This window comes from Aliivibrio sifiae (assembly GCF_002954705.1).
Taxonomy (GTDB): domain Bacteria; phylum Pseudomonadota; class Gammaproteobacteria; order Enterobacterales; family Vibrionaceae; genus Aliivibrio; species Aliivibrio sifiae_A.
Map to the genome: position 1 here is coordinate 349,421 of NZ_MSCO01000001.1, position 18,425 is coordinate 367,845.

Annotated in this window: 16 protein-coding genes; 14 read left to right on the forward strand and 2 right to left on the reverse strand. The window is 38.9% G+C overall.

The annotated features are described in order from the left end of the window. Positions 1–10: 10 nt before the first annotated feature. The 4 genes from ptsP (at position 11) to BTO22_RS01645 (ending at position 4,891) form a co-directional block, all read left to right on the forward strand. Complete coding sequence (gene ptsP / locus BTO22_RS01630; RefSeq protein WP_105054015.1) at positions 11–2,272, forward strand: phosphoenolpyruvate--protein phosphotransferase; 2,262 nt, start codon at positions 11–13, stop codon at positions 2,270–2,272. Beyond that, a complete protein-coding gene (locus tag BTO22_RS01635; RefSeq protein ID WP_105054016.1) occupies positions 2,273–3,076 on the forward strand; it encodes a sulfite exporter TauE/SafE family protein in 804 nt (267 codons plus the stop codon). Between the two features lie 10 nt (positions 3,077–3,086). Beyond that, a complete protein-coding gene (lgt, locus tag BTO22_RS01640) occupies positions 3,087–3,938 on the forward strand; it encodes a prolipoprotein diacylglyceryl transferase (RefSeq protein WP_105054017.1) in 852 nt (283 codons plus the stop codon). 101 nt (positions 3,939–4,039) lie between these two features. Next, the gene (locus BTO22_RS01645) at positions 4,040–4,891 is read left to right on the forward strand and encodes a thymidylate synthase (RefSeq protein ID WP_105055534.1); all 852 of its coding nucleotides are present in this window, start codon (positions 4,040–4,042) and stop codon (positions 4,889–4,891) included. A 66-nt stretch (positions 4,892–4,957) separates the two neighbouring features. Here BTO22_RS01645 and BTO22_RS01650 read toward each other — a convergent pair whose 3' ends face one another. Further along, positions 4,958–6,103: a Na/Pi symporter gene (locus tag BTO22_RS01650; protein WP_105054018.1), complete on the reverse strand. Its 1,146-nt coding sequence runs from the start codon at positions 6,101–6,103 to the stop codon at positions 4,958–4,960. Positions 6,104–6,516: 413 nt separating this feature from the next. On the opposite strand from BTO22_RS01650, the gene nhaR reads away from it, so the two are divergent. Together nhaR and BTO22_RS01660 are read left to right on the forward strand one after the other, a co-directional pair. Then, a complete protein-coding gene (nhaR, locus tag BTO22_RS01655; RefSeq protein ID WP_060992464.1) occupies positions 6,517–7,416 on the forward strand; it encodes a transcriptional activator NhaR in 900 nt (299 codons plus the stop codon). Between the two features lie 48 nt (positions 7,417–7,464). After that, entirely contained in the window at positions 7,465–7,761 is a 297-nt protein-coding gene (locus BTO22_RS01660; protein WP_105054019.1) for an ArsR/SmtB family transcription factor, read from the forward strand. Between the two features lie 120 nt (positions 7,762–7,881). Here the strand turns inward: BTO22_RS01660 and rpsT are convergent, their stop codons facing one another. Further along, on the reverse strand, positions 7,882–8,142 hold the full coding sequence (rpsT, locus tag BTO22_RS01665) for a 30S ribosomal protein S20 (protein WP_005417629.1): 261 nt from the start codon (positions 8,140–8,142) through the stop codon (positions 7,882–7,884). A gap of 222 nt (positions 8,143–8,364) precedes the next feature. On the opposite strand from rpsT, the gene murJ reads away from it, so the two are divergent. The 8 genes from murJ to carA all read left to right on the forward strand — a co-directional run bounded on the left by murJ (position 8,365) and on the right by carA (position 18,414). Beyond that, positions 8,365–9,924, forward strand: coding sequence for a murein biosynthesis integral membrane protein MurJ (murJ, locus tag BTO22_RS01670; RefSeq protein WP_105054020.1), 1,560 nt, complete (start codon positions 8,365–8,367; stop codon positions 9,922–9,924). Positions 9,925–10,014: 90 nt separating this feature from the next. Beyond that, a complete protein-coding gene (gene ribF / locus BTO22_RS01675; protein ID WP_061004593.1) occupies positions 10,015–10,947 on the forward strand; it encodes a bifunctional riboflavin kinase/FAD synthetase in 933 nt (310 codons plus the stop codon). A gap of 36 nt (positions 10,948–10,983) precedes the next feature. After that, positions 10,984–13,848: an isoleucine--tRNA ligase gene (gene ileS, locus BTO22_RS01680; protein ID WP_105054021.1), complete on the forward strand. Its 2,865-nt coding sequence runs from the start codon at positions 10,984–10,986 to the stop codon at positions 13,846–13,848. Further along, entirely contained in the window at positions 13,848–14,363 is a 516-nt protein-coding gene (gene lspA, locus BTO22_RS01685; RefSeq protein WP_105054022.1) for a signal peptidase II, read from the forward strand. The genes ileS and lspA overlap by 1 nt, the downstream gene beginning before the upstream one ends. 83 nt (positions 14,364–14,446) lie before the next feature. Continuing rightward, the gene (gene fkpB, locus BTO22_RS01690) at positions 14,447–14,878 is read left to right on the forward strand and encodes an FKBP-type peptidyl-prolyl cis-trans isomerase (protein ID WP_105054023.1); all 432 of its coding nucleotides are present in this window, start codon (positions 14,447–14,449) and stop codon (positions 14,876–14,878) included. 24 nt (positions 14,879–14,902) lie between these two features. Beyond that, a complete protein-coding gene (ispH, locus tag BTO22_RS01695) occupies positions 14,903–15,847 on the forward strand; it encodes a 4-hydroxy-3-methylbut-2-enyl diphosphate reductase (protein WP_105054024.1) in 945 nt (314 codons plus the stop codon). 72 nt (positions 15,848–15,919) lie between these two features. Next, positions 15,920–16,729: a 4-hydroxy-tetrahydrodipicolinate reductase gene (gene dapB, locus BTO22_RS01700; RefSeq protein ID WP_105054025.1), complete on the forward strand. Its 810-nt coding sequence runs from the start codon at positions 15,920–15,922 to the stop codon at positions 16,727–16,729. 545 nt (positions 16,730–17,274) lie between these two features. Beyond that, positions 17,275–18,414, forward strand: a complete 1,140-nt coding sequence (gene carA, locus BTO22_RS01705; protein ID WP_105054026.1) for a glutamine-hydrolyzing carbamoyl-phosphate synthase small subunit — start codon at positions 17,275–17,277, stop codon at positions 18,412–18,414. Positions 18,415–18,425 lie beyond the last annotated feature (11 nt).

Genomic DNA, 18,425 nt, shown 5'->3' on the forward strand with positions numbered 1-18,425 from the left:
ATTATTTAGTATGCTTACTCAACTCAGGGATATAGTTGATCACGTCGCTAAAGCAGAGTCATTGGATGATGCTTTAGCGCTACTGGTGCAAAATACTCGGCACTCTATGAGAACAGAGTGTTGCTCAGTTTATTTGATGAGTAATGACAATCTTCGACTAGAATTGATGGCTACTGAGGGCTTAAAAGCAAAGCCTAATACGGTGTCATTGGGTATTGATGAAGGACTTGTTGGTCTTGTCGCTCGTAGCTGTGAGCCTCTAAACCTCGCCAATGCATCGGTACATCCTTCATATAAATATATCCCAAGTATTGCCGAATATAAATTTAATTCATTTCTCGCTACGCCAATCATATATCGTCGTCAAAACTTAGGTGTATTGGTTGTCCAGCAAAAAGAAAAGCGTCAGTTTACCGAAGTTGAAGAATCCTTTTTAGTGACTCTATCTGCTCAGCTTGCGGTTGTTTTAGCTCATGCAAAAGCTCATGAAAGTTGGTCTACTCAACTGCAAGCCTCTTCCACACAACAAAAGCAGTTCAAAGGTATTTCTGCGTCTAATGGCGTTGGAATCGCACCGCTGTGGTTTGATGATGCTCAACCGAAGATAGAAGCTATTTTACCTAGTTCATGTCTTGATATTGAATTGGAAAAAGATCGTCTTGGTACTGCTGTTGAACTTGCATTGAAAGACTTTCGACGTGCAAAGAAACGGTTTGAACAAGAGCTTAATACCGAAACGTTAGCCATTTTTGATTTATTTAGTCATTTATTGAATGATCCTATGTTAAAGGCTGATCTTAAAAAACAGATTAACCAAGGTGATTCTGCTGAATGGGCACTACGTCAAGTTATAGAGTCTTATGCTGGGCGCTTTGAACGAATGAGTGATTCTTATTTGAGTGAACGAGCAAACGATGTTCGAGAGCTTGGGCAACGATTACTTTATTTTCTTAATTATGAAGATAAGCTAGATATTGATCTGTCACATCCAGTGATTCTGGTAACAACTCAACTGACAGCATCAATGCTTGCCAGTATACCTAAAGATAAATTAAAAGCGGTGATCTCCTTAGAAGGGGCGGCAAACTCGCATGCTGCTATTTTGTCTAAAGCGCTTGGGATACCTGCAATAATGGGGGTTGAGTTTAACCCTGCTCATTATCATAAATCATTAGCCATTGTTGATGGGTATAGTGGCTCACTTTATATCAAGCCAACGGAAGCTTTAATTCAAGAATATACTGATCTTCAAAATGAAGAGCTTGAATTATCAAAGCTGATTACGCTTGATCTTGATAAACCCACATTAACACTTGATGGGCATTTAATGAATATTCATTTAAATGCAGGATTGAGTGTTGATTCAAGTATTGCGGTGAATAAAGGCGTTGATGGTGTTGGTTTGTATCGAACCGAAATTCCATTTTTGTTACATCAACGTTTTCCATCAGAAGAAGAACAATACCTACAATATAAAGCTATTTTAGAAACATACCCTAAAAAACCGGTAGTCATGAGAACGCTTGATATTGGCGGTGATAAACCTTTACCTTATTTACCTATTGAGGAAGATAATCCTTTCTTAGGTTGGCGTGGTATTCGTTTTACTTTAGATCATCCTGATATATTTTTATTGCAATTAAAAGCGATGATCAGAGCTAATATTGGTAATGAAAACTTATCGATTATGCTACCTATGATTTCAGGCATCCCTGAGTTGAAGCAGGCAAGAGCTTTTATTAATCAAGCATACGAAGAAGTGCTCAACGAGTCTGACATGGATTTTTCTAAGCCTCGTATTGGTATGATGGTTGAAGTGCCATCAATGCTGTATTTATTACCAAGAGTGGCTGGACTTGTTGATTTTATTTCTGTTGGAAGTAATGATTTAACTCAATATTTATTAGCGGTAGATAGGAACAATTCAAGAGTTTCTCATGTTTATGAGTCTTACCATCCGGCTGTTATTTTGGCTTTAAAGCAAATAGTAGAAACAGCAACTCAGCATAACTTACCTGTTAGTGTGTGTGGGGAATTAGCGGGTGATCCTATTGGTTGTTTACTGTTAATTGGACTTGGTTATCGTAATTTAAGTATGAATACGTCCAATGTGGCTAAGATTAAATACATTATTAGACAAGTAACTTTGGCTGAAATTGAATCAATAACAGAGATTCTTTTACATCATGATGATGCTGAGAAAATTTTAGCTGATATGATGACGTTTTTTGAAGAGAAAGATCTTTTAGGGTTTATTCGAGCAGGTAAATAAATGTCAGTAGATTTTTGGTCTATTTTTGCGCTGTATCTTGTACTTGGCAGTGTGGTTGGCGTTATGGCCGGCTTATTAGGGATTGGTGGTGGATTACTTGTTGTTCCTGCTTTGCTGTGGCTACTGCCCTTGGCTGGAATCGATTCAAGCATCGCAATGCAAATGGCTCTTGGTACGTCGCTAGCGACAATTATATTTACATCGAGCTCATCGGCATTGAACCATTTGCGTTTAGGCAATGTCGAAGTGAGGTTAATTAAAAGTTTAGCTCCTGGAGTCATTCTTGGAGGCTTTGTTGGTAGTTACCTTACTGAGTTAATTCCAACACAATATTTACCTAAAGTATTTGGTATTATCGTACTTTTACTAGCATTACAAATGCTGTTAGCACTTAAATTCACAGCTACAAGAGCTATGCCATCTCCTTTAAAAACAGCTGCTTCTGGTGGGATTATCGGTATTGTTTCTAGTTTAGCAGGTATTGGTGGTGGCTCATTGACAGTACCTTATTTAAGCTTTCATGGTGTTGAAATGAGAAAAGCTATTGGTAGTTCTTCTTTGTGTGGCACATTAATAGCAATAGCTGGCATGATAGGCTTTGTTATACACGGTGTTAGTGTCGCTAATTTGCCGTCAATGAGTTTAGGGTATGTATATTTACCTGCGTTATGTGGCATTAGTGTAACGTCTATTTTTACCACTAGAGTTGGCGCAAAATTAGCTTCGCATTTACCAACATCAACATTAAAAAAAATCTTTGCCGTATTTCTAGTATTTATCGGCAGTAAAATGTTCTTAGGATAAGAGAGTAATCATGAACCAAGGGTATTTAACCTTCCCAAATATTGACCCAATATTATTTCAAATAGGTCCACTAGCTGTTCGTTGGTATGGATTAATGTATTTGTTCGGTTTCATGTTTGCCTTATGGTTAGCAAATAAGCGTGCAGACAAACCAAATAGCGGTTGGACTCGTGATCAAGTCAGTGATCTTCTTTTTGCTGGCTTTTTAGGGGTCGTGATTGGTGGGCGAGTTGGTTATGTCTTATTTTATAACTTTGGTTATTTCTTAGATAACCCACTGTACTTATTTGAAGTATGGACTGGCGGCATGTCTTTCCATGGGGGATTGCTTGGTGTAATTTCTGCAATGCTTTGGTATGGTTATAAGAATAATCGCAGCTTCTTTACTATTGCTGACTTTGTAGCGCCATTAGTACCGTTTGGCTTAGGTGCTGGTCGTCTCGGTAACTTTATGAATGGTGAACTATGGGGCCGAGTTACTGATGTGCCTTGGGCGATGATATTCCCAACAGGGGGGCCTCTTCCTCGTCATCCATCTCAATTATATGAGTTTGCACTTGAAGGGGTTGTTTTATTCTTAATCTTAAATTGGTTTATTCGTAAACCTCGTCCTTTGGGTGCAGTATCTGGTTTATTCTTATTTGGTTACGGAACATTTAGATTCTTAGTCGAATATGTTCGTCAACCTGATGCTCAATTAGGTCTGTTTGGCGATTGGATTTCAATGGGACAAATCTTATCGCTACCAATGGTGATTGGTGGTCTTCTTATGATGCTTTGGGCATTTAAGCGTAATCTTTTTGCTACTGATTTACAGATAAATGAGACGAAGTCAAAAAAATCGAAACCAAAAGCAAAATAAACAAACTCAGAAAAATACGTTAGAATAGCGTTAATAACGATTTATAGTGATGGCCTCTCGTTTGAGGCCATTTTTTTAAGCCAATTTTAGAGAACATGACCGTGAAGCAGTATTTAGATTTATGCCAACGCATCGTTGATGAAGGAACCTGGATTGAAAACGAGCGAACAGGAAAGCGCTGTTTGACGGTAATTAATGCCGATCTGACTTACGATGTTGCTAATGGAGAGTTTCCTTTAGTTACAACACGTAAAAGTTTTTGGAAGTCAGCAGTAGCTGAAATGATTGGTTATATTCGCGGTTATGATAATGCTGAAGATTTTCGTAAAATAGGCACTAAAACATGGGATGCTAATTCGAATTTAAATGATGCTTGGCTGAATAATCCTCACCGTAAAGGTGAAGATGACATGGGACGAGTATATGGTGTTCAAGGTCGTTCATGGGCAAAACCAAACGGTGAGTTTATCGATCAGTTGAAAAAGATCATTGATGATTTAAGCAATGGTATTGACGACCGTGGTGAGATTTTAAATTTCTATAATCCAGGTGAGTTTGATATGGGCTGTTTACGTCCGTGCATGTACTCACACCACTTTTCACTGCTAGGTGATACGTTATACTTAAATAGTACTCAACGCTCTTGTGATGTTCCTTTAGGGCTTAATTTTAACATGGTTCAAGTGTATTTTCTGTTAGCTATTGTGGCTCAGATTACAGGGCATAAAGCAGGTAAGGCTTATCATAAGATTGTGAATGGTCATATCTATGAAGATCAACTTGAATTGATGAAAGATGTACAGCTAAAGCGTGAGCCATTGAAAGCCCCAGTCTTTAAAATAAACCCTAAGATTAAATCATTAGAAGATTTAGAAACATGGGTAACTGTGGATGATTTTGATGTAGTTGGCTATGAAAGCCATGAAGCGATTAAATATCCTTTTTCGGTCTAAGTTATAGATTAAAAAAGCCCCAGAGTGTAAGTTCACTCTGGGGCTTTTTTATATACGTATTATTTTTTATACAGTTAGTGCTAACACACTGCCTGGTAGGATGATAAATACAAAGCTTAAATAGCCTGCTACCACACCTTTATTACGGTTCGCCATCTCTGCAATCCACTCAGCACCTTTCAATGGTAATTCACGTAAGAATGGAGTACCAAAGATAACCAGTGTTGCAATTACGTTGAAGCACAAGTGTACCAATGCAATTTGTAGAGCGAAGATAGCATATTCACCTGATACTGCCGTTGCTGCTAATAATGCAGTTACACAAGTACCGATATTTGCTCCAAGAGTAAATGGATATACGTCACGTACTTTAAGAACGCCAGTACCTACTAATGGAACCATTAAACTTGTTGTTGTTGAAGATGATTGAACAAGAACAGTAACTACTGTACCTGATGCGATGCCATGCAGAGGTCCACGACCAATCGCGCTTTTAAGGATATCACGAGCACGACCAACCATAAGGCTCTTCATTAGTTTTCCCATCAACGTAATCGCAATAACCAAAATCACAATACCTAAAGCAATCATTAGTAGACCGCCAGTCATGCTGCCAAAGTTAGATAGAGGCTCTTTGATTGCTCCAATAACAGGTTTAGTAATTGGCTTGATGAAGTCAAAACCTTTAATGCTCATGTCGCCAGCATTCAATAGTGGAGAAACTAACCATGCAGACAACTTTTGGAAGATACCAAACATCATTTCTAGTGGTAAGAAGATCGAAACAGCAAGCAAGTTAAAAAAGTCATGAACAGTAGCACATGCAAATGCACGTCTAAATTCAGTCTTGCAACGCGCGTGACCTAAACTAACTAGTGTATTCGTAACTGTCGTACCAATGTTTGCCCCCATAACCATAGGGATAGCCGTTTCAACAGGTAAACCACCTGCAACTAAGCCAACAATAATAGAAGTTACAGTTGAAGATGATTGAATCAATGCTGTTGCAACTAGGCCTATCATTAAGCCAGCAACTGGGTGAGAAGCGAATTCAAAAAGAACTTTTGCTTCTTCACCTACAGACCATTTAAAGCCTGTGCCAACCATAGCAACAGCTAAAAGAAGAAGATAAAGCATAAATGCTAAGTTTGCCCAACGCAGCATGCGCGAGGTGTTACTCATTGTTGCTGCAGAAATTGATTGGGTATTCATAGTAAAGCTCCGTACCGAAATAGTATGTTGTCGGTTTATTTAATCTGAAGCGATAGTAGATAAGGAATATTTCAGAAATATTACAGTCAGAAGGAAAACTGTAATAAATGCGTCATATTTGATTTTGATGCATTGGGTGTTTGTTTTTTACCTTTTAAGCTTTTGATATTTATTGTTTTTTATTCTTTATTTTAAAATGGAATATAAATTTTTTTTTAAAACTTTTTTGTTCTATATTGCGGATTAATGACACTTTTAAGAATATGGATGCGGAAAAAGCGAAATGTAAGTGATAAATGAATGGTTTTTACGAAGTGTTTGCTATTGGTGTAATAAATGACGTATCTTAAATTATTACTATCATTCTTAATGTAATAGATAAGTGCATTGATTTATAAATCATAGGATTCGAAATGTCTCATTTAAACTATAACCATTTGTATTATTTTTGGATGGTATGCAAACAAGGGTCAGTGACGAAAGCAGCAGAAGCTTTATTTCTTACACCTCAAACGGTTACCGGGCAGATTAAGGCGCTGGAAGAGAGAGTTAATGGTAAGTTAACCAAGCGTAATGGTCGTAATGTAGAGCCAACAGAGCTGGGTCAACTTATTTATAAATACGCTGACCGCATGTTTGGGTTAAGTTATGAAATGCTCGATATTGTAAATTACAGTCAACAATCGAATGTATTATTTGATGTTGGTGTGGCTGATGCACTTTCTAAACGATTAGTAAGTAAAGTCCTTTCAACAACGATCCCTGAAGACGCGTCAATCCATCTTCGTTGTTTTGAATCTACCCATGAACTTTTACTTGAACAGTTATCGCAACATAAATTAGATATGATCCTGTCGGATTGTCCTGTGGATTCAAGTCAAAACTCAGGGCTTTTTAGTAAAAAATTAGGTGAGTGTGGAATGAGTTTTTTTTGCTCTAAAGAAATGACGGATATTCAATTTCCTGACGTATTGGAGAGAAAAAAGGTACTTATTCCTGGTAGCCGAACATCAATGGGTAGAAAAGTGATCCAATGGTGCGATCAACAAGGCATTACCCCTAATATTTTAGGTGAGTTTGATGACGTTGCTTTAATGAAAGCATTTGCTCGTGAGAATGATTCAGTGTTTTTGGCCCCAACGGTTTACATGAATGAGGCAGATTCAGACCTTTCTTTACATCGAATAGCAGACGTAAAAGATTTGAAAGAAGAATATTATGTTATTTTTGCTGAGCGAATGATTCAGCATCCTGCAGTGAAAAGTATCTGTGCTGCTGATTTCTCACATTTATTTGATTTTCATTTGCAATAGTGAGGTAGAATATACTAAATTAGCACTAGCTAAATTAGAGGTTGTTTTATGAATTTACAAATGATGGAAGAAAATGCACCTCAAGCAGTAGCATTATTAAAAGCGATGGCGAATGAACGTCGTTTATTTATTTTGTGTTTATTACTTGATGGTGAGTTATCTGTTGGTCAAATTGCAGAAAAATTAGAACTTAGCCAATCTGCACTATCTCAGCATTTAGGCTGGCTACGTAAAGATGAATTAGTATCAACAAGAAAAGAGTCTCAAACGGTGTTTTATTCATTGAATAGCCATGAAGTAAGATCCGTAATTCAACTATTACATGATTTATACTGTCAAAAGTAAGCTATAGATGGGATAGCAAAAGGGTAAGTAATCTTCTTTTGTTTTTTCTTCAAATTGCAGATATAAAAAAACCGACCTAGGTCGGTTTTTTCTTATTTCTAACTGAGAATCAAATTTCTATTAAAGAGCTTTGATTGCTGCAGTGAAACGCGCTTTATGACGTGCAGCTTTATTCTTATGAATAAGGCCTTTAGTCGCCATGCGGTCTAGAAGTGGAGTTGCAGTTGCTAGTGCAGCAGTTGCAGCTTCTTTATCGCCAGCTTCAATAGCTGCAATAGTTTTTTTCATGTAAGTGCGCATCATTGAACGACGGCTAGCGTTGTGCTGGCGACGTCTTTCAGCTTGAGTTGCGCGCTTCTTAGCAGATTTACTATTTGCCAAGGGTCTAACTCCCAAAAACGTAGTTCGGTGACAATTTAAGGTCGGGAAATATGCACCCATTGAACCCAAATGTCAAATGATTTGTGTAAAAACCAAGCTGTCTCAGACAAAAGTTTGATGAGAATGGCAAAACACGGTTAAGATGGCGTGCATTCTAACAGCATTTTTTCCAGTTAGTAAGCTCTTTATCGCCATCAACGGCATCTTTATGAGGTTTTTTTTATGAGTAAACGACTTTTACGTTCTGGCTTAATCGTCAGTATCATGACTTTAGTGTCTAGAGTACTCGGTTTAGTCCGTGATGTAGTGGTAGCAAATTTAATGGGAGCGGGGGCGTCTGCCGACGTTTTCTTCTTTGCGAATAAAATACCTAATTTTTTACGCCGTTTATTTGCAGAAGGAGCTTTTTCACAAGCGTTTGTTCCTGTACTAACGGAATATCACGCCAGTGGTGATGATAATAAAACTCGTGAATTAATAGCAAAAGCATCGGGTACTCTTGGTGTTCTCGTTACGATAGTTACTTTTTTCGGAGTTTTAGGTTCTGGAGCGGTCACAGCCTTGTTCGGAGCGGGCTGGTTTATGGACTGGCTTAATGATGGTCCTAATGCCCCTAAGTTTGAACTTGCTAGTTTCTTGCTAAAAATTACTTTCCCTTACCTCTGGTTTATTACTTTTGTTGCGTTATCTGGTGCCATTTTAAATACATTAGGTAAATTTGCCGTTTCTTCATTTACGCCTGTCTTTTTAAACGTTGCTATTATTGCGTGCGCTTATTTTGTTTCACCGAATTTAGAACAACCAGAGATCGGTTTAGCGATTGGTGTGTTCCTTGGTGGTTTAATTCAATTTCTATTTCAATTGCCATTTCTTTATAAAGCGAAAATGTTAGTTCGTCCGCAATGGGGCTGGAATGATCCTGGTGTAGTAAAAATCAGAACGTTAATGATCCCAGCACTCTTTGGGGTATCAGTAAGTCAAATTAACTTATTGTTTGATACTTTTATTGCAAGTTTCTTGGCAACGGGATCGATTAGTTGGCTCTATTATTCAGATCGTTTATTAGAATTCCCATTGGGTTTATTTGGTATTGCTATTGCTACGGTAATTTTACCTGCTTTGTCTCGCCAGCATGTTGATGCAAAAGGAACTGGCTTCTCTAGTACGATGGATTGGGGGGTTAGAATGGTGATATTACTTGGGATCCCTGCAATGTTAGGGCTGATGGTATTGGCGAAACCTATGTTAATGGTATTGTTTATGCGTGGTGAGTTTTCTCCTAATGACGTACATAATGCTTCATTATCTCTCCTTGCTTATTCATCTGGATTATTAAATTTCATGCTAATTAAGGTATTGGCTCCTGGCTATTATGCTCGCCAAGATACTAAAACCCCGGTGCGCTACGGTATCATTGCGATGATAACTAATATGTTTTTTAATGCTATTTTTGCTTATTTCTATGGTTATGTTGGATTAGCAATGGCAACAGCATTGTCTGCTTTGGTTAACATGGCATTGCTTTATCGTGGTTTGCATTTGGCAAATGTATATAAGCTATCTAAAGAGACTATTATTTATATTATAAAATTAGTGGTATCTGGTGGCATTATGGTTGGCGTTTTATTGTGGTTTATGCCAGCCATGAATGTGTGGCTAGAATGGGACTTATTAAAACGAATGATCATGCTACTAGGCTTTATTGGACTAGGAGCGGTGAGTTACTTAATCCCTGCGTTAGTATTAGGATTGCGTCTGCGCCACTTACGAGTTAATGCATAATATTGTTATTCACTGAGTTGAGTGGTTTGGCTAGTAAGATTAGTATATAATTCGTCAGTTTTTTTAATCAAATAACTTGATATTGAGATAATGGAATTAATCCGAGGCATTCATAATATTACGCCTGACCATCATGGTTGCGTAATGACTATTGGTAATTTTGACGGTGTTCATTTAGGACATCAACAAGTATTACAACAAGTTAAGGCTAAAGCTAAGCAATTAGGTTTACCTTCTGTTGTAATGACATTTGATCCACAACCAATGGAATTTTTTGCTAAAGATAAAGCACCAGCTCGATTGACTCGTTTACGAGATAAGTTTGTTCAACTTGATAAATTGGATATAGAGCGTCTGCTTTGTATTAATTTTAATCATAAATTTGCACAGCAAACGGCAGATGAATTCGTTGAGCACTTGTTGGTTAAGCTATTGGGTGTTAAGTTTCTGGTTGTTGGTGATGATTTTTGTTTTGGACAACATCGCCAAGGTAACTTTGAAATGCTACAAAAAGCAGGTGAAAAATATGGCTTTGAAGTAGTAAATACACAAAGCTTTTGTCTGCAAAAACAGCGAGTCAGTAGTACAGCTATTCGTAATGCACTTGCTGAAGACAGATTTGAAGACGTCGCCACGATGTTAGGGCGACACTATAGTATTACAGGCCGTGTTTCACATGGTCGAAAACTAGGGAGAACGATAGGTTTTCCCACTGCGAATATCCCATTAAAGCGTTGTGTTTCCCCTGTATCTGGCGTTTATGTTGTTCAAGCCAAAGACAGTAGTGGTAAACAATTAGGTGGTGTCGCCAATATAGGCAACCGTCCAACGGTAAATGGCGTTCGTCAACAGCTGGAAGTTCACTTCTTCGATTACAAAGGCAATTTATATGGCCAACAATTGGATGTAGAGTTACTTTGTAAGTTGCGTGATGAGCATAAATTTGAGTCATTTGACGCATTAAAACAACAAATAGAATTAGATTCTCAGGCAGCACGGGTGTGGCTGTCTGAAAACAGATAACATTTCATTTCGCCCAAGTAACGGAATTAAGAATCAATGAGTGACTATAAAGATACCTTGAACCTGCCAGAAACAGGATTCCCAATGCGTGGTAACCTGGCTAATCGTGAGCCAGAAATGCTGAAGCGTTGGTATGATGAAGATCTTTACGGTGAGATCCGTAAAGCAAAAAAAGGTAAGAAATCGTTCGTATTACACGACGGTCCTCCTTATGCAAATGGTGACATCCATATTGGTCACGCATTAAACAAGATTCTTAAAGACATTATTATTAAGTCAAAGACACTTTCTGGCTTTGATGCGCCGTACATTCCTGGTTGGGATTGCCACGGTCTACCAATTGAATTAATGGTAGAGAAGAAAAAAGGCAAGCCTGGTCAAAAAATCTCTGCGGCTGAATTCCGTGAAGAGTGTCGTAAATACGCGGCAGGCCAAGTTGAAGGTCAAAAAGAAAGCTTTAAGCGTTTAGGCATCATGGGCGAGTGGGATAAACCATACCGCACTATGGATTTTGGTACTGAAGCAAACATCATCCGTTCATTGGGTAAAATTGCTGACCAAGGTCACCTACTTAAAGGTTTCAAACCTGTTCACTGGTGTACAGATTGTGGTTCAGCTCTTGCTGAAGCAGAAGTTGAATACCAAGATAAAGTATCTCCATCGATCGATGTGCGTTTTATTGCTGCAGACGAAGCCGCAACATTAGCAAAATTCAGCACGCCTGAAGGCCATCAAGGTGAAGGTGAAGTATCGGTTGTTATCTGGACAACGACACCTTGGACTCTTCCTGCTAACCGTGCAGTAGCATTACATGCTGATCTTGAATACGTATTAGTTCAAGTTGAAGCACATGGTGAGCAAAAAGCACAACGTCTAATCCTTGCATCTGAGCTAGCTAAATCTGTAATGGATCGCGCAGGTATTGAGCATTTCCATAACTTAGGTTTTGCAAAAGGGTCTGATTTAGAGCTTCTTCAATTCAATCACCCATTCTATGGCTTTACGGTTCCAGCTATTTTAGGCGAGCACGTAACGACAGATTCAGGTACAGGTATCGTTCATACTGCCCCTGGTCACGGTCAAGAAGATTTCGTGGTTGGTAAAAAATACGATCTAGAAATTGCAAACCCAGTAGGTTCAAACGGTGTATACCTTCCTGATACTGAACTGTTTGCTGGTCAACACGTATTTAAAGCGAACGATTCAGTTCTTGAAGTACTAAAAGAAAAAGGTGCATTACTGCATCATCACGCGTACGAGCACAGCTATCCACATTGCTGGAGACACAAAACGCCAATCATCTTCCGTGCTACACCACAATGGTTCATCTCAATGGATCAAGCGGGTCTTCGTGCAAAAGCATTAGAAGAAGTGAAGAGTGTTGAGTGGATGCCTGAGTGGGGTCAAAACCGCATTGAAGGTATGATCGAAGGTCGTCCTGAGTGGTGTATTTCTCGTCAACGTACTTGGGGTGTGCCAATCGCTCTATTCGTTCACAAAGAAACGTCTGAACTACACCCTAATTCACTAGAGCTAATTGAAAAAGTAGCTAAGTTAGTTGAAGAAAAAGGCATTCAAGCATGGTGGGATGTAGATGCCGCTGAGCTTATGGGTGAAGATGACGCCGCTAAATACGAAAAAGTATTAGATACTTTAGATGTATGGTTTGATTCTGGCGTTACGCACTTCTCTGTGGTTGATTCTCGTGAAGAGTATGACTTCCCAGAAGAAAAAGAAGAAAGAACACACAGCGCAGATCTTTACCTAGAAGGTTCAGATCAACACCGTGGTTGGTTCCAATCATCATTGATCTCTTCTGTTGCAATGAAAGGTAAAGCACCTTACCGCCAAGTACTAACACACGGTTTCGTGGTAGATGGTAATGGTCGTAAGATGTCTAAATCTATCGGTAACGTAGTTGCACCAAAAGACGTAACGAACAAACTAGGCGCAGATATTCTTCGTCTATGGGTTGCTTCAACGGATTATACTAACGAAGTTGCGGTTTCTGATGAAATCCTAAAACGTTCAGCTGACGCGTACCGTCGTATTCGTAACACAGCACGTTTCTTCTTAGCGAACTTAAACGGCTTTAACCCAGAAACAGACATCGTTCCTGCTGAAGAAATGGTTGCTCTTGATCGCTGGGCCGTTGGTCGTGCATTTGCTGCACAAGAAGAGATCATTAAGTCTTTTGAGGAATATAACCTTCATGAAGTAACTCAGCGTTTGATGCACTTCTGTTCAATCGAAATGGGTTCTTTCTACCTAGACGTAATTAAAGACCGTCAATATACAGCGAAGCAAAGTGGCCACGCTCAACGTAGCTGTCAAACTGCGCTTTACTACATTGTAGAAGCTCTTGTTCGTTGGATGGCACCAATCATGTCATTCACAGCTGATGAAATCTGGAATGAAATGCCAGGTGAGCGCGAGAAATTCGTATTCACAGGTGAGTGGTACCAAGGCCTGTTTTATCTTGCTGAAGGCGAAGAGTTTAATAATGAATTCTGGACTGAAATTCAATCAGTTCGTGCGTCAGTAAACAAACTTCTAGAAACTGCTCGTAGTGAGAAAGTTATCGGTGGTTCACTTCAAGCTGAAGTAACGTTATACGCAGATGATGCACTAGCAGTTAAAATTAACAAACTTGAAGATGAGTTACGTTTTGTTCTTCTAACATCAAGTGCAACAGTTAAGCCACTTAGCGAAAAAACAGAATCAGCAAAAGCAACAGAACTTGAAGGTTTGTTTGTAGATGTTACCGCTTCTGAAGCCGCGAAGTGTGAGCGTTGTTGGCACCATGTTGCTGATGTAGGTACTATCGAAGGTCACGAAGAAGTATGTGGTCGTTGTGTATCTAACGTTAGTGGCGAAGGCGAAGAGCGTAAATTTGCATAATGACTAGCGATAATAAGACATTACCGCTGCTTAAAGAATCAGGACTTCGCTGGCTATGGCTAGCGGGGATCATCTTTATGGCAGACATCAGCATCAAATTATTTGTGATGAAAGAGATGGGTTATGGTTGGGCAAACCGAATTGAGGTATTGCCATTCTTTAACTTTCTTTATGTTCATAACTATGGTGCGGCATTTAGCTTTTTAAGTGATCAAGCTGGTTGGCAACGTTGGTTCTTTACTGGTATTGCTGTAGCTGTGTGTAGCTTACTAGGGTATTGGATGCGTAAAGCACCACAAACTGACAAGCTAAACAATATGGCTTATGCACTGATCATTGGCGGAGCCATTGGTAATGTGTTTGATCGCTTAGTGCATGGGTTTGTAGTGGATTATCTCGATTTTTATTGGGGGAATTATCACTGGCCAGCTTTCAATTTAGCAGATGCCGCAATTTGTATTGGTGCAGGACTTATCATTCTAGATGGTCTTCGTACGAATAAAAAAGAACAGTAAATAAAAAGAAAGTAAATTAACGCTGCCCGTGAACTCGAGGTGGCGTTTTTTTTAAATACAATATAAAAATCTAGGGAAAGAGAATGTCAAAAATTGAAAGCAATAGCGAAGTCACTCTACATTTTACAATAAAACTAAAAGATGGTTCAGTTGCGGACAGTACGCATACTGGAGGAAAAGCAGCAAAATTCACCATGGGTGATGGAAGCATTAGTGAAAATTTTGAAAAGTGTCTATTAGGTTTAGAGTCAAAGCAGTCTAAAAGTATTGAACTTAGTGCTGAAGATGCTTTCGGTTTGCCAAATCCTGATAATATCCATCATATGGATAAAAGTCGCTTCGTTGGAGATGCGGCGGCAGAGATTGGGACTATTATGGGGTTTAGTGGTCCTGATGGTATGGATATTCCAGGTATTATTACAGAGATCGCAGGTGATTCGGTAACGGTTGATTTTAATCACCCATTAGCTGGCCAAGATGTTATCTTTGACGTAGAAATTGTAGCGGTTGATTAATTCAACAAGATATAGAGATAAAAGATGAAAATAGTATTAGCGAATCCTCGTGGTTTTTGTGCTGGTGTTGATCGTGCGATTAGCATTGTTGAACGTGCGCTTGAATTGTATGAAGCACCTATTTATGTTCGCCACGAAGTGGTTCATAACCGCTTTGTTGTTGAGGGCTTAAAACAACGTGGTGCTATTTTTGTTGAAGAGTTAAGTGAAGTGCCTGACGATAATATCGTTATATTTTCAGCTCATGGTGTTTCTCAAGCAGTACGAAAAGAAGCGAAAGAACGAGCGTTGACCGTGTTTGATGCAACTTGTCCATTGGTAACTAAAGTACATATGGAAGTAGCGCGTGCAAGTAAGAAAAATATTGAAGTCGTATTGATTGGTCATGCCGGTCACCCAGAAGTCGAAGGTACGATGGGGCAATACGCAAGTGAAACTGGAGGGATGTATTTAGTTGAAACACCAGCTGATGTTGAAAAACTGAGTGTTCGTGATCAAAGCAACTTGCATTACGTCAGCCAAACAACACTGTCTGTTGATGAAACCGCAGATGTCATTGATGAACTTCGCCGAGTATTCCCAGAGATCCAAGGGCCGCGTAAAGATGATATCTGTTATGCGACACAAAATCGCCAAGATGCAGTGCGAGATATGGCAAGTCAGGTTGATGTAATGATTGTAGTGGGTTCGAAAAATTCATCTAACTCGAATCGCTTACGTGAATTGTCTGAAAAACTAGGCACAACAAGTTATTTGATTGATTGTCCAGAAGAACTAAAAGAAGAGTGGTTAACCGATCAAGCTAAAGTTGGCGTAACAGCTGGAGCATCAGCGCCTGAAGAGTTAGTGAATCAAATCATTGAACAAGTAAAAGCCTTCGGTGGCACTACCGTTGATGAGTTGAGTGGTCGTGAAGAAAATATGTTTTTTGAAGTACCAAAAGAACTTCAAATTAAAACCGTGTCTTAAATCTTCACATAGCCGAAGTAAAAAAATTAAGATAGAGTGCAAGGATACTAATTTAAAGGAGCGAGAATTAAGATGGTAAGAGTAGCAATTGCTGGTGCAGCAGGAAGAATGGGCCGTAATTTAATTAAAGCGGTAAATGGTTCCCAGTTTTCGGTACTTGCAGCGGCAAGTGAGCACCCAGAATCAAGCTTAATTGGTGTTGATGTTGGCGAAATGGCTGGCCTAGGTAAATCTGGTATTTCTATTGTTGATGATTTAGCAAAAGTTGTTGATGATTTTGATGTCATTATTGATTTTACTCTTCCTATCTCTACGCTTAAAAATATAGAGCTTTGCCAAGAGAATAAGAAAGCGATTGTTATTGGTACTACAGGGTTTAGTGAGCCAGGCAAAGAACTAATAGATGAAGCTGCAAAAGTTATTCCTATCGTGATGGCGCCTAATTACAGTGTTGGTGTAAATGTAGTATTTAAATTACTAGAGAAAGCAGCAAAAGTAATGGGTGATTATTGTGATATCGAAATTGTAGAAGCGCACCATCGTTATAAAGTAGATGCTCCTTCAGGTACTGCTATTGGGATGGGAGAAGCAATTGCTGGTGCTATGGGGAATAAACTGGATGATGTAGCTGTGTATTCTCGTGAAGGGATAACAGGAGAAAGAACCAAGGATGAAATTGGTTTTGCTACTATTCGAGCTGGTGACATTGTAGGGGAGCATACGGCAATGTTTGCAGATATTGGTGAGCGTGTTGAAATCACACATAAAGCAACCGATAGAATGACATTTGCTAATGGTGCGGTAAGAGCTTCTCATTGGTTACATCAAAAATCTCCAGGTTTTTATACCATGCATGATGTTTTAGAATTAGATCAGCTTTAATTTTTAATTAAGCCCGAATCATAATAGATTCGGGCTTTTTTTTACACTAAATAAGTTTGTAATCATATTTTATGCAAGTATGGCGGGCTGTATATAGTGCTTTAGGCTTTTCCTATAAATTTATTTATTATGATTGAGTGGATTCCTTTCATAAGTTTATTGTTGTTTTTGATTGTTACAGCCTATTTTTCCATTTAGTCTTTTATTTTGTTATGTTTAATCTTTAATTTAACGTTTGCTTTATTTTTATGAGTAATTTTTTTTTAATAAAAAAGATTGAGTATGCAATAAATCATCATAAGGTTAAATAATCGACAAATAGGGTTGGATAGTTTAAAGAATAATAGTTAAAAGAGTGTTTTTGGTATGAAGCCTCTAAAAATGTTACTTATTAATGTGTTTTGTGTTGACAGTTATCCTATAGATCTCTAGAATTTCGCCAATTTGTCAAAATTCGACCTTAAAGTTCGAGTTTTGGGTTTAAAAAAAACAACTTTGCATTATTATGTTGTAAGGTTGAATATTTATTATGTTTGGAGGTTGTCTTGAGTAAATCAGCGCTGTTAGTCCTAGAAGATGGGACAGTGTTCCGCGGTCAATCGATTGGAGCAGATGGCTCGGCCGTTGGTGAAGTCGTTTTTAATACCTCGATGACGGGGTACCAAGAAATTCTCACCGATCCTTCCTATTCTCAACAAATCGTTACTCTTACTTATCCTCACATTGGCAATACCGGAATCAATTCCGAAGATGAAGAATCCTCTTCTATCCACGCTCAAGGCCTTGTGATTCGCGATCTCCCTCTCTTAGCTTCAAATTTCCGCAGTGAACAAACTCTTTCTGAATACCTTAAATCTCAAAATATTGTCGGCATTGCTGATATCGATACGCGTAAGCTGACTCGAATTTTACGAGAGAAAGGTGCTCAGAATGGCTGTATCGTTGCTGGCAACAACCTAGATGAAGCGTTCGCACTTGCTCAAGCAAAAGAGTTCCCAGGTCTTAAAGGAATGGATTTAGCAAAAGAAGTGACAACTTCTGAAGCTTATCAATGGAAACAAGGTTCTTGGACTTTAACTGGCGGTTTGCCAGAAGAAAAAGCAGACAGTGAATTACCATTCCACGTAGTGGCTTACGATTTTGGTGCTAAACGTAACATCCTACGTATGTTAGTAGACCGCGGTTGTCGCCTAACGGTTGTTCCTGCGCAAACTTCAGCTGAAGAAGTGTTAGCAATGAATCCTGATGGCGTATTCCTATCAAATGGCCCTGGTGATCCTGCCCCATGTACTTACGCAATTGAAGCAACGAAAGTGTTCCTAGAAAAAGGGTTACCAATCTTTGGTATCTGTCTTGGTCACCAAATTCTTGCTCTAGCATCAGGCGCTCAAACAGTAAAAATGAAATTTGGTCACCACGGTGCAAACCACCCTGTTAAAGATTTGGATCGTGATGTAGTTATGATCACTGCACAGAACCATGGTTTTGCGGCAGATGAAGAAACACTTCCAGAAAATTTACGTGCAACACACAAATCATTGTTTGATGGCACTCTGCAAGGCATTCATCGTACAGATAAGCCAGCATTTAGCTTCCAAGGTCACCCTGAAGCAAGCCCTGGTCCACATGATGCAGCGCCATTATTTGACCATTTCATTGAATTGATTCAGCAGCATAAAGCTTAATTCGGAGTAGT